The sequence below is a fragment of the Chryseobacterium daecheongense genome, assembly GCA_027920525.1.
Taxonomy (GTDB): domain Bacteria; phylum Bacteroidota; class Bacteroidia; order Flavobacteriales; family Weeksellaceae; genus Chryseobacterium; species Chryseobacterium proteolyticum.
This window is the reverse complement of record CP115858.1, coordinates 3,171,899-3,185,371: the sequence shown is the minus strand read 5'-3', so window position 1 is coordinate 3,185,371 and position 13,473 is coordinate 3,171,899. Positions and strand designations below refer to the sequence as shown.

Below are 13,473 nucleotides of genomic sequence, written 5' to 3'. Positions count from 1 at the left end.
AACTTTAAACAGGTGAATTTCAAAACGAAACTAATCCATTTTTTTAAACTCATATTTCCTTCTTCACTCACTGAGCTATGGGTATTTCTTTTCTTTCTTTCTCTGTATGGGATACTGGGATCTTACATTGCTATTAATTACACCATCATTTTTGATAACAGAATACCTTGGGATGCTTATTTCAGTTTTGACAATCGTTCAATTGTGATGACCGGTGGTAGTTTCGAAAGACATCCTTTATCCTACTATTTTTTTAACTGGATAAGAGAGTTTGCTTTTCTAATCTCGAACGGAAAAACGGATGTTACCTTTAGGTTAGTTCTGGCATGGTTTAGCATAACCACGGTAAGTCTAGCTATATCACAAGTATTTAAATATTTAAAAAATATCATCAGAATACCATTGATGATCAACCTTATTATTATTCTTTTTTTCGGGCTTTTCTCAACAAGCATCCTGCTTTCTTTCACTCCGGAAAACTTTACTTATACATTTTTTCTTCTTTGTCTTTATAACCACTATGCGGCCATTAAACTTAAAAAAGAAGAGAAGATATCTGGTCTGGCTCTGGTTTTCGCTGGAGTTTCCGTGGGAGGACTTACTATTACCAACATTTTTAAGGTTTTCATTCCTGTCTTATTCGAAAAAGACCTGTTTACAAAATGGAAGAAATTTGGAAATGCTGCACTAAGAGTTGTAATTACTTGTATTTGCTTTATACTACTATACCTAAACCGGATAGACTTTAAATATAAAAATATCTTCAATAAGACGAACGAACAATATGAAAAGTTCTCTAATGTAAAGTCTACACCAACCTGGGACATGATTCTTTCGTATTTTTTTGGAGGCAATATTCTTTTTTCCAATTTTATCATTCGTGATAAACATAATATGAAAGGCTTTCATTTCAAAGGCCTTATTATGGACATTTATTCTTCGTGGGTTGCTTACTTATTTATTGCCCTTTTATTGAGTCTTATATTTTGGAGTTATTTCAGAAATTTCAAAAATAAACTGGTACAAGTTGTAATGATCTCTTTTGTTGTAGATATTGTTATCCACTGCATTATGAGATTCGGATTACATACGTCTTACATCTATGGCGGTCACTTTGTTTTTGTCTATCCGATACTTCTAGGCTGGCTGTTCTACTCTTATCGGTCTTCTCCGAAAGCACTCTCATTCCTGACACTTACATTGGGAATATTATTGGTTTATCTGGGAGTTAATAATTACCTCAGGATGACAGAATTTTTCTGGTTCTTAGATTCTTATTATCAATAAAAAAGCTGAGAAGAAAATCTTCTCAGCTTTTATTTTTATCGTATAGCTTATATTATTTAGCTTCTGCACAAAATATTCTATACTGTACTGCAACAGCAGATTTAAAATATTCTCTGATCTTTGAAAGGTCCGAAGAAGCACTTTGTTTCGTGAAATAACTTCCTGCCAAAATCTTATAATTAGGTCTCAAAGACGCATCGGTTTCCACCTTTAGATTAGGAAATCTTTTTCTGAAATACGACTTGATCTCATTCGCTTCATCGTTACTTTTCACAGTTGTAATTTGAATTTTATACCCTAAAATTCTTGGGTTTTTTCTACAGATTTCCGCATTGGTCAATTCCCTATTCGGAACATATATTTTTGTAGGTCTGGTGTAAGTTTCGTCACTACTATCCCGGGGTGTTGTTGTGGTTACAACTCTTGAACATTTGTCTTCGAGACTCTCTAAAGCATCTTTTACCTTAGGATCCATTGACATTACTAGTTCGGTTCCGGACAATGTATCCTTCTTTACAACCTGCTGGGCTTCAATCTCATAAAATCCAAAAAAGGATAGTGCCGACAATATTTTGATTAAATTTTTCATTTAAACTTGTTTGCGCAAATTTATACAAATTAAAAAATTATACCAAACTGAGTTATTTAGAATCAATACAAATTAAACGTAAATGATATTTTCCCCTTTCTATATGCCGTTAAATTCCTGTTAAAAATATTATTTTTGCGGGATTGATTGAATGTTCAATATTTTACTAACATAAGATAATTTAAATGATTAGTTGGAGAAAGCATTATAAACAAACGTTGATCGCAATAGGCTTATTGCTATCAACCAGTGCTTCATTTTACGGGCAAGACGGCGATCCTAAAAACGGTGAGAAACTTTTCAAAGCGAATTGTACTGCATGTCACGCTCTGGATAAACAAGTGATAGGACCTCCTTTGAAAGGAGTTGTAGAACGAGTAAAGACAGAGGGTGGTGTAGACAGAGATTGGCTTCACAAGTGGATCAAGGATAACAAAGCTCTGAGAGCTTCTGGAGACAAATACGCCAATGAGATTTTTGAAAAATATAATAAAACTGAGATGCTTCAGTTTCCTAATCTTACAGAGAAGGATATCGATGACATCTTAGCTTTTACAACTAATCCTCCGGCTCCGGAAGAGAAAAAACCGGAAGCGGGAGCAGCCACTGCAACAGATGCTACCGCAACTGCAGCAACCGACAAAACAACAACAAACGTTGTTATCATTTCACTTTTAGCAATTGCAGCCTTACTGGTATGGATCTTACTTAAACTAAGACAATTAGTTAAATTAGGACAGTCAGAAGACTTAGCAGGGCTTAATGAAACGAGAGTTCGTTCATTCAGTGAAATCTATAAAAAATACCATTATATAGGTAAAGGAGCTTTGGTTATTTTAGCGATCCTTGCAACCTATGGAATCTGGAACTGGTTAATGTGGATCGGTGTTTACAAAGGATACAAGCCTGAACAACCTATCTACTTCTCTCACAAAATTCACGCTGGAGAACAAAAAATTGACTGTCAGCTATGTCACTCAAGTGCTAAATATGGTAAAGTCTCTGAAATTCCTTCTATGAACGTTTGTATGAACTGTCACAGAACAATTTCCGAATACAATGCAGATCACTATATGGAGCCAGGAAAAGACAAAGCTTTCTATGACGGTGAAATCCAAAAGATTTATCAGCATACAGGTTGGGATCCTGCAAAACAACAGTATACAGGAAAAACTGAACCAGTAGAATGGACAAGAATCCACAACATGCCGGATTTCGTGTACTTCAATCACTCTCAGCACGTTGTAGCGGGTGAGCAGGCAATCATCAATTCTTTCAACAAAAAGAATCCGAATAACAAAATCGATGTTGTTTGTAAAGCTTGTCACGGAAAAATAGACACAATGAATGTTGTTCAGATGGCTAATGACTTCACTATGGGATGGTGTATCGAGTGTCACAGAACTACTGAGGTTGATATGAACAACGGTTATAATAAAGAATACTTCAAGAATCTACATGACAAGTTGAAAAAACAATACCCTAAAGATGGTGGTAAGATTACTGTAGATGCAATTGGAGGTCTTGAGTGTGGTAAATGTCATTATTAATAACTAAAAATTAGAAGTATAAATGGCTTCAAACAAAATACAATTTAGAAGTATTCATGAACTTAAAGACCCGGCTTTAAATAATAAGCTGGCTCAAAAAGAGTTTCAGGAAGAAATTCCGGTAGAAGATTTCCTTGGAGATGCTGAACAGAACGGATCAAGTACTTCAAGAAGAGATTTCTTAAAATTATTAGGATTTTCTACTGCAGCAGTAACACTTGCTGCTTGTGAAGCTCCGGTAATTAAAACGATTCCTTACGTGGTAAAACCTCATGATATCATTCCTGGGGTTCCTAACTACTACGCTTCAACATATTTTGATGGTTTCGATTTCGCTAGTGTTTTAGTAAAGACACGTGAAGGAAGACCTATTAAAATTGATCCAAACCCGGCTGCAGGAGAATTAGGTAAAACGAATGCAAGAGCTCAGGCAAGTGTACTTTCTCTTTATGATAATGATAAAGTAAAACAACCTAAGCTTGACGGTAAAGACGAAACTTTCGATAAAGTAGATGATTTTGTTCTTAAAGGTTTGGCAGAAGCACAGTCAGCAGGCAAAAAGATTGTTCTTTTATCTCAGTCTTTTGCTTCACCAACTTTCAAAAAGTTGTTCGCTGAATTCAAAGCTAAATATCCTACAGCAGAACTTGTAACTTATGATGCTTTCCCTTACTCCGCAGCATTAGATGCAGCACAGGAAGTATTCGGACAAAGAGCATTACCGGTTTACGATCTTAAAGGTTCTGAATTAGTAGTTTCTTTCCAGGCTGATTTCTTAGGAGATTACAATGCCTCAAGTTTAGAAACTTCTTATGCAGAAGCAAGAAAACCGGGAGCAAACATGTTGAGACACATTCAGGTGGAATCCAACATGTCTCTTACAGGTGCAAATGCTGACTCAAGATACAGACTAAAGCCTAGTGCGGTAAATAAAACATTAGTTGAAGTTTACAATGCAATCGTAGGTGGAGGTGCTGCTTCTGATAAAATTGCTGCTGAGATCGTAAAAGAACTTCAGGCAAAAGGAAGCAAAGCTATCGTATTTGCAGACGGATCTAAAGGTGCACAGGTTTTAGCACACTTAATTAACCAAAAATTAGGTTCGGTTGCCTTCACCGGTAAAGCGAACTTCTTAAAAGAATTTGATAAAGCAAGATACCAGGAATTCTTAGGATGGGTAAATGCAGGACAGGTTGGAGTATTGATTACAAACAATGTAGATCCTATCTATTCTCATCCAAAAGGAGAAGATTTCAAAAAATCTTTAACAAAAGTTCCTTACGTAATTGCTGTTGCAGATAAGAAAAATGAAATGTATAAAGCAGCGAAAGCTGTTATTCCGGTAGCCAACTGGTTAGAGTCTTGGGGAGATATGGAGCCTCAGACAGGAGTTTATACATTAATGCAGCCTACTATCCAGAAAATTTACAAATCAAGACAGATTGAAGAATCATTATTGGTTTGGAAAAATGGTAAGAACAATGCTGCCAATAACTACTATGATTACTTAAAAGCTAGTGCTTCTTCTATATTAGGAGGTACCTCTTTCAACAAAGCTTTGTATAACGGTATCGTTCCTTCCAGTAATGCAACGACATTATCTTATGCAGGAGGAAATGCCGCTCAGGCACTTGCTGAATTAGGTAACTTTAAAGCTTCCGATCTTGAATTAGTACTTTATACTAAGACTTCTATCGGAGATGGTACTCAGGCTAACAACCCTTGGCTGCAAGAATTACCGGATCCGTTAACAAGAATGTCTTGGGATAACTACTTAACTATTTCTCCTAAAGATGCAGACAGATTAGGTATAAAAAATGATCTGAATGCCAGAATGCAGTTGGATGGTTCTATTGTAAACCTTACGGTAAACGGAGTTGTAATAAAAGATGTTCCTGTATTCATTCAACCAGGTCAGGCAGACGGATCAGTAGGTTTAGCACTTGGATATGGTAAAAAGAATTCCGGAGCAACGGCTGATACAGGAGTAAATGCTTATCCTTTATTTGACGGTTCTAATTTAGTTGTTTCTAATGCTAAAATAGAAAAAACAGGTGAAGAGCATGAGTTCGCTGGTATCCAGCTTCAGAACACCCTAATGGGTCGTTATGAAATCGCTAAAGAAGTTCCTTTAACAGAATATCTGAATGTCGCTTTTGATGACGAGCACAAAGGATGGAACAAGCCTTTGGAATACCACACGATCAGTGGAGCTCTTCCAGCAAGAAAAATAGACCTTTGGGACGCTTTCGATGACACTGATGGTCCTCACTTCAACTTATCTATTGACTTAAACTCTTGTACTGGTTGTGGAGCATGTATCATTGCCTGCCAGGCAGAAAACAACGTTCCTGTTGTAGGTAAAGAAGAGATCAGAATGTCCAGAGATATGTACTGGTTAAGAATCGATCGTTACTATTCTGCTAAAGAAAAGATCGAAACTAAAGAAGGTATTGAAAGAGGATTAAATGTTCCTAATCTATATGACATCTTAATCGAACCGAATGAAAGTCCGGATGTGATTTTCCAACCGGTAATGTGTCAGCACTGTAACCACGCTCCATGTGAAACAGTATGTCCGGTAGCGGCTACTTCTCATGGTAAGCAAGGTCAAAACCATATGGCTTACAACAGATGTATTGGTACAAGATATTGTGCAAACAACTGTCCATATAAAGTAAGACGTTTCAACTGGTTTACATATAACCTGAACGATCGTTTCGATTTCAACATGAATAACGATCTTGGAAGAATGGTACTAAACCCGGACGTTGTGGTAAGAACAAGAGGGGTTATGGAGAAATGTTCAATGTGTATCCAGCAGACTCAGGCTACAATCTTAACTGCAAAAAGAGAGAACAGAAAAGTAACAGACAGCGAGTTTAAAAATTCTTGTGCTTGTGCTGCTGCTTGTTCTACCGGAGCAATGACGTTTGGAGACATGAACGATAAAGAATCTGAAGTAAGAGAATTATACTCAAGCAACAGAAGATATTATTTACTGGAAGAGATCGGAACCAAGCCAAATGTGTTCTATCACACTAAAGTAAGAAACAGAGTAGAAAAATAAAGTTTAAATAATAAATAGGTAAAAAATGTCAGGACATTACGAAGCTCCGATAAGGGAACCTCTAATTATTGGTCACAAAACTTATCACGATATCACAGAAGATATTGCACGACCTATCGAAGAAAGAGCAGGTAAATTATGGTGGATATCACTATATGCAGCCCTAGTTCTATTCATCTATGGATTCGGGTGTATCGCTTATACTATCGGAACAGGTATTGGAGCATGGGGGCTTAACAGAACTATTAACTGGGGTTGGGATATCACCAACTTCGTATGGTGGGTAGGTATTGGTCACGCCGGAACCCTAATCTCAGCGGTATTATTATTATTTAGACAGCGTTGGAGAATGTCTGTAAACCGTTCAGCTGAAGCGATGACGATCTTCGCTGTTGTACAGGCAGCTATCTTCCCTGTAATTCACATGGGTAGAGTTTGGGTAGGATATTGGGTATTCCCTCTTCCAAACCAATTCGGTTCTCTTTGGGGGAACTTTAACTCTCCTCTACTTTGGGACGTATTTGCGATCTCTACGTATTTCTCAGTATCTACAGTTTTCTGGTTCATGGGACTGATCCCTGACTTTGCAATGATCAGAGATAGAGCTAAAACTCCTTGGACTAGAAAAATCTATACATTCCTAGCATTCGGTTGGGGTGGTAAAGCAAAACACTGGCAAAGATTTGAAGAATTATCTTTGGTTTTAGCAGGTTTGGCAACTCCACTTGTATTCTCAGTACACACTACCGTATCCTTTGACTTCGCAACTTCAGTTATTAAAGGGTGGCACTCTACGATCTATCCTCCGTACTTCGTTGCCGGTGCGATTTTCTCAGGATTTGCAATGGTACAAACACTATTGTTAATTGCCAGAAAAGTTTGTCACCTTGAAGATTATATCACTATGTATCACATTGAAATTATGAACATCGTAATTGTGGTAACAGGTGGTATGGTAACTGTAGCTTACGCAACTGAATATTTCATAGGATGGTACTCAGGATCAAGATTTGAAGATTTTACGTATCTTTCTCCAGGTGCAGCAACAGGTCCTTATTGGTGGGCTTTCTGGTCACTAATTATCTGTAACCTTGTTATTCCGGCTTCTTTCTGGTTCAAAAGAGCAAGAACGAACATTATCTGGACTTTCATTGTAGCACTAATTATCAACATCGGTATGTGGTTTGAGCGTTTCGATATCATCGTAATCAACCTTTCAAGAGATTACTTGCCAGGTTCATGGACGATGTTTAAACCAACCATTATTGACGTAGGTGTATATTTAGGAACAATCGGATTCTTCTCTGTACTATTCTTATTATACGCAAGAACATTCCCTGTAATTGCACAGGCTGAATTAAAATCGATTTTGAAAATCTCAGGTGAAACTTATAAAGCAAAAGAAGGAGATGAGCACCACTAAAATTGTATACGGACTTTATGCTGATGACGACGATTTAATGAACGGCGTTAAAGCATTCAACGATAAAGGAATAAAAATCAACGAGGTTTATACTCCATTTCCGGTTCACGGACTAGATAAAGCTTTAGGTCTGAAGAAGACAAGAATTTCTGATGCTGCCTTTATCTATGCTTGTTATGGTGTTACGATCGGTGCAACTGTAACCTGGTATGTAATGAATCATGACTGGCCTCAGAATATCGGTGGTAAACCAGCTTTTGACTGGGGACACAACATGCCGGCATTCGTAGTTCCGATGTTTGAATTAATGGTATTCTGTGCTGCTCACATGATGTCACTTACTTTCTTGGTAAGAAACAAGATGTATCCTGGAGCTCCGGCACAAAATCCGGATCCGAGAACTACAGATGACAAATTCATGATGGAATTTGTAACTGAAGATGTAGAATCTGTAAAACAGCTACTTATTGAGACTGGAGTTGAAGAAATAACTGTTAAAGACGCTTAAAATGAAAAAGAATGTATTAAGAATTACTGCAATCTTAGGTTTAACAACAGTTTTACTTAATTCTTGCGGACCGAAAGAAAATGCACCTCTGGTATATTTCCCGGATATGTATTTCCCGGTAGCATATGATCCATTGATGAAGGCTAAAGATGCTTATTCAGATCATGACAATGAAATTCCAGCGTTTGTTAAAAATAGCTATGCAACAGGACTTGCTCCAGTAGAAGGAAGTGTTGCTCAAAATAAAGACGGAATTTTTGAAGAAGGATTACTTCCTAAAAATGCAGATGAATATAATGCAGGATATGATGCATCAAAAAAGTTGACGACTTCTCCTCTAAATCCAGCTAATGCAGCTAAAGATATAGAAAGAGGAAAAATGTTGTTCGACCATACTTGTGCGGCATGTCACGGAACAGGAGGTGATGGACAAGGACCAATCGTACAAAGCGGTGCTTTCTCAGGTGTACCTAACTATGCTGATAGAGAAATTACTGTGGGATCTGTTCATTATGTATTAACAAACGGTAGAAATGCGATGGGGTCTTATGCAGGACAATTGAATGCAGGAGACAGATGGAGAGTAGCAATGTATGTGATGAGTGCTTTCAAAAAAGGAGCAGCAGCACCTGCGGCAGCTACAGCTACAGCAGCGGCACCAGCAACTGAAACGACTACCGAAACTAAAAAATAAGAAAAGAAATGTATACTTTTTCACCAAAATTAAAATCAATTTCTATAATACTGCTTGTTGTAGGTTTAGTTCTATTTGGTATTGGTTTTTTCTTGAATAAAGGAATCAGCACAGAGAAAATTGAACAGATGATGGAAGCTGTTCATGCTTCAGGTCACAATGCTCCTACACATTCAAGTGAAATGGTAGGACCTCAGGACCACGCTGCCCATTTGGAACACGCAGAATTGCAGGTTCACAACCAGCCGTTGGCATCACTACACTTTGTAGCTGTATTTTTCTTCGGAGTAAGTTGTGCAGTATTATTTTTCTACTGTATTCAGCATGCAGCTCACGCAGGTTGGCCAATTATCATTACAAGAGTAATGGAAGCTATTGCTTCTTATATTCCATACGGGGGAGCTATTTTGATCATCCTTATGCTATTAAACATTTCTCACAATGGTCACCTTTTCCATTGGATGGATCCGGAGTTAACAAACCCTGATTCTCCGCACTTTGATGTGATCTTATTCGAGAAAAAAAGATTCTTAAATATCCCTTTCTATGCGTTCAGAACGTTCTTGTATGTAATCGGAGCATCATTCTTCGCATGGAAATTAAAAGCTGTTTCAAAGAAAGTAGATGAAACTAAATCAAGAATCGACTACCAAATGCTTTACAGATGGGCAGTAGGATATATTGTATTCTTTGGATTCTGTTCAGCTGCATGGGCTTGGGATTGGTTGATGTCTATTGACCCTCACTGGTATTCTACAATGTATATCTGGTATTCTATGGTTAGCTGCCTGTCTAGTGGTATTGCAGTAATCATCCTAATCAGTGTATACCTTAAGAAGAACGGTTTCTTACCACAGTTCAATGATAACCACTTACACGATCTTGGAGTATTCCTTTTCGCGACAAGTATGCTTTGGACATATACATGGTTTGCACAGTTCATGCTTTACTGGTATGCTAACGTACCGGAAGAGGTTAATTACTTCTTTGGAAGATTCCAACACTACTCACCTACTTTCCTGCCAATGTTGATCATTAACTTCTTATTACCTTTATTGGTATTAGTAAGCAGCAGCATCAAAAGAAACTATAAAGTAGTTACTACAATGGCAGTAGTTGTAATCCTTGGACACATTCTAGATTACTTCAATATGGTAATGCCGGGAACAGTAGGACCATACTGGAATACTCCTGAAGTATTCATCCTGATCTTAGGATCTATCCTATTCATTGTTGGGTTATTTATGTTTACTGTAATGACTGCATTATCTAAACTTAAATTAATTCCTACAGGAAACCCATTCTTACATGAATCTGAAATTTATGAGTATCCTTTCTAAGGACTTGTAACAAAATAAAAACTATAAAAGACTGATTATTAAATAATCAGTCTTTTTTTATGATTATAATTAAAGTATCAGGCAACTATTTTCAAAATCCGGTGTCTTTATATATGAATACAAACCATTAAACAGCTTTTATTATGAAGAAAAATTATGTACTACGGATCATATTCCTGCTCATCTTTAGTTTCATGCATTCACAGACGATAACTTTTGTTTCTGAAAAGGACAATAGGCCTTTGCCAAAAGTATCTGTCTTTGGAAAAGATGGAAGCATCCTATCCTATTCAGATATTGATGGTAAAATAGACAAAAAAGCATTGGATCCCTCTCAGGAAAAATTTCAGTTGGTTTACGACAATTTTTCCGTAGCAACACTATCCTACTCAGAAATTGACCACGACATTATAAAACTCAATGATCGGATAAAGGAAATTGAGACAGTCGTGGTCAAAAATAATAAACCGGCTAAATACATTTTCATCAAAGGAAATTTCAACTCTTATGTTACGGTTAATAATAAGCTTAATGCATATGCGGATGGAATAATTACCTATATCTTTGACAATAAAAGTAAAAAGCTGAAAAGCACAAATGTTCAGCAGTACAGAATCTATCGTCTGGAAGATCCTAAAAATAAAAAAAAACAAACTTCATCATGGGATTATGGGAACTCGCTGAATCTTCCTAAGCTTAAGCACCTGGGAAATCCAGAGGATTATAAAACAAAAATTACTGAAATAAAAGAATTAAAAGGAGACAGGAAAGACCAGATCGAAATTTCCGGCGGTGTTTTACAGGAAAAAGAATTCGCATTTCTTGGATTCCGGTTTTATGATATCAGGACAATCCTTAATCTCACATTTGAAAAAGGATCATCAAAAGGTTTAAGAGATTTTCTAGAATACAATGAGCGCACCTTTGTTAAATTAAAACATAAAACTGAGCCGGACTACAATCAAATCATAGTGTATTCTAATTTCTATCCCACCGAATTCAGCTTCGAAAATGATAACGATACCAATAAGGTAAGATTTGATAAAGATAACAGCAATTACAAAATATCTTTTTGGCAGGACGCCTCATTTCCAAATATGCAAAGCATTTTCAGTTCATTCTTTAAAGGAGATCTCAAAGAACAGCCTAACAAATACAACCCATAGTACAGGATGATTTGATACTAAAATCAGCTAAAATGAAGAAGAAATAAAAAATAAAAATTTCTATTCATAAAGGTTTTACTAAATTTGTATCAAACTCAATTAAAATGAAAAAGTTTTCTCTTCTACTCATTTTTAGTTTATTGCTTTTTACAGCATGTAAGAAAGATCATGTAGATGCTACGAGTACAAAAACTTTACAGTCAAGTATCAATGACATGGCTTCAAGTCTGTCTACCATTAAACAAATCAAGTTTAATGAGGCGCTTTATATTCTTAAAACCTTTGGTGTAGATGCTGATGGTGACATCAATGAGGTAAAAGCTCTTGGTAAGTTGATCGACGGAAAAAAAGTTCCTGAAATTATGGCAATGGCAGATGAAGTTGCTCAAAAAAATAATATCGAATGGGCAAGTACCGCTCCTCCGTCATTAGGAGAAATGAATATCTTCGGTGACGAAAAAGCAAAAGAGACAGATCCCAATGATGTAAAAGCAAATTCATTAAGTATTATAACAAGACCATCAGCTGACGATGGAAACGGAACTACTGCTATACAAATTATCCCAAAGCTTGTGGATAACGCCGGTAATCCTGTTACTTTTACAGGAGCTGGTTTAGAAACAACCCTGGAAGTTTTCAGTAATGGAGTAAAGCTCTCTACCGCCAAAAACCTAATGACTGATAACAACTTTAAAGGCTTCAATTTAAAGTTTTCATCCCTTCTTGCTTCAAAAGTTGTGGACAATAAAATAGATATCACGGTGTCTGTTAAGACAACTGCAAAAACATTCAAAATGTCTAAAATAGGACTTGAAGTTAACCCTTCAGCTTTGAAAGTTCCGGCTCCTCCTAAAACAGATTCTACAGTAGTAAATCAGGATCCTAATGCTGTAATTGATCCAAATAATCCTACAGGAACAGCACCTGTTTCTACAGATCCGTCTGCATCAACATCTCCGGCAACTCCTAAACAACCTGCTGCAGATCCAAAAAATACAGTAAGTAAATTCCTAAATAATGTAAGTTCGCAAAATCTTAAAGCTGCTTTTGATGCTTCAAACAATCCAAGTTGGGGAAGCTATGAATCATTTTCAAATCCTACTTCCGGATTTGGATCTGTAAAAAATGTAAGTGTAAAAAACATTACAACCAATGCTACAAACGCAAACAGCTCTAGTGTGAATGCAACTTATGATGTTACCGATAAGAATGGAAAAACCACTTCTCTAAAAGTAACTTTCGGACTTAAAAATGTAAATGGTGACTGGAAAATTTCCAGCTACAAAATAAACCCATAAATGGCCTCAAAGGAATTAATTAAGCAACTGGAAAATACCATTGAAAATGTTCCTGACTTTCCTATTCCGGGAATACAGTTTAAAGACATTTCACCAATTTTTCTAAATCCAAAGTTATATGAAGACGTTATTGAAGATCTAGTGAAATTCAGTAAAGGAAAAATAGATGCTGTTTGTGGAATTGAAAGCCGTGGTTATCTTTTCGGGATTGCTATTGCTGTAGCCCTTGAAGTTCCATTTATCCTGATCAGGAAAAAGGGAAAGCTACCCCCTCCTATTGTTTCTGAAAAATATGATCTAGAATATGGAAGTGCAGAGATTGAAACCCGTGAAGGTCAGATCAAAAAAGGACAGCGAATCCTCATTCATGATGATTTGCTTGCAACAGGTGGTACAACAGAAGCAGCAGCAAAATTGGTAGAGAAACAAGGTGCAACAGTAGCCCAGTTCAGCTTTTTATCTGTTTTGAAAGATTTAAAAGGTGATGAAAAACTACGTAAATTCAATGCGGAAATCTATCATATATTAGAATACTAAAATATCATACT

Annotated in this window: 11 protein-coding genes; 10 read left to right on the top strand and 1 reads right to left on the bottom strand. The window is 36.6% G+C overall.

Going from position 1 to position 13,473, the window contains the following annotated elements; translation table 11 throughout:
* Positions 1–12: 12 nt before the first annotated feature.
* Positions 13–1,287, top strand: a complete 1,275-nt coding sequence (locus PFY10_14195) for a DUF6080 domain-containing protein (GenBank protein ID WBV55378.1) — start codon at positions 13–15, stop codon at positions 1,285–1,287.
* Between the two features lie 52 nt (positions 1,288–1,339).
* Here the strand turns inward: PFY10_14195 and PFY10_14190 are convergent, their stop codons facing one another.
* A complete protein-coding gene (locus PFY10_14190; protein WBV55377.1) occupies positions 1,340–1,876 on the bottom strand; it encodes an SPOR domain-containing protein in 537 nt (178 codons plus the stop codon).
* Positions 1,877–2,061: 185 nt separating this feature from the next.
* Here PFY10_14190 and PFY10_14185 point away from each other — a divergent pair, with 185 nt between their 5' ends.
* From PFY10_14185 to PFY10_14145, 9 genes are all read left to right on the top strand, one after another.
* Positions 2,062–3,426: a c-type cytochrome gene (locus PFY10_14185; GenBank protein ID WBV55376.1), complete on the top strand. Its 1,365-nt coding sequence runs from the start codon at positions 2,062–2,064 to the stop codon at positions 3,424–3,426.
* Positions 3,427–3,448: 22 nt separating this feature from the next.
* Positions 3,449–6,496: a TAT-variant-translocated molybdopterin oxidoreductase gene (locus PFY10_14180; GenBank protein WBV55375.1), complete on the top strand. Its 3,048-nt coding sequence runs from the start codon at positions 3,449–3,451 to the stop codon at positions 6,494–6,496.
* A gap of 25 nt (positions 6,497–6,521) precedes the next feature.
* Complete coding sequence (gene nrfD, locus PFY10_14175; protein WBV55374.1) at positions 6,522–7,919, top strand: polysulfide reductase NrfD; 1,398 nt, start codon at positions 6,522–6,524, stop codon at positions 7,917–7,919.
* Complete coding sequence (locus PFY10_14170; GenBank protein ID WBV55373.1) at positions 7,906–8,427, top strand: DUF3341 domain-containing protein; 522 nt, start codon at positions 7,906–7,908, stop codon at positions 8,425–8,427. The genes nrfD and PFY10_14170 overlap by 14 nt, the downstream gene beginning before the upstream one ends.
* A gap of 1 nt (position 8,428) precedes the next feature.
* A complete protein-coding gene (locus PFY10_14165) occupies positions 8,429–9,121 on the top strand; it encodes a cytochrome c (GenBank protein WBV55372.1) in 693 nt (230 codons plus the stop codon).
* An 8-nt stretch (positions 9,122–9,129) separates the two neighbouring features.
* Positions 9,130–10,461 carry a quinol:cytochrome C oxidoreductase gene (locus tag PFY10_14160; GenBank protein ID WBV55371.1) on the top strand — a complete coding sequence of 444 codons (1,332 nt, stop codon included), beginning with the start codon at positions 9,130–9,132 and terminating at the stop codon, positions 10,459–10,461.
* A gap of 143 nt (positions 10,462–10,604) precedes the next feature.
* Positions 10,605–11,627 carry a hypothetical protein gene (locus PFY10_14155; GenBank protein WBV55370.1) on the top strand — a complete coding sequence of 341 codons (1,023 nt, stop codon included), beginning with the start codon at positions 10,605–10,607 and terminating at the stop codon, positions 11,625–11,627.
* A gap of 104 nt (positions 11,628–11,731) precedes the next feature.
* Entirely contained in the window at positions 11,732–12,925 is a 1,194-nt protein-coding gene (locus tag PFY10_14150) for a hypothetical protein (protein WBV55369.1), read from the top strand.
* Entirely contained in the window at positions 12,926–13,462 is a 537-nt protein-coding gene (locus PFY10_14145) for an adenine phosphoribosyltransferase (GenBank protein ID WBV55368.1), read from the top strand. It begins immediately after the preceding gene.
* The last annotated feature ends 11 nt before the right edge of the window (positions 13,463–13,473 follow it).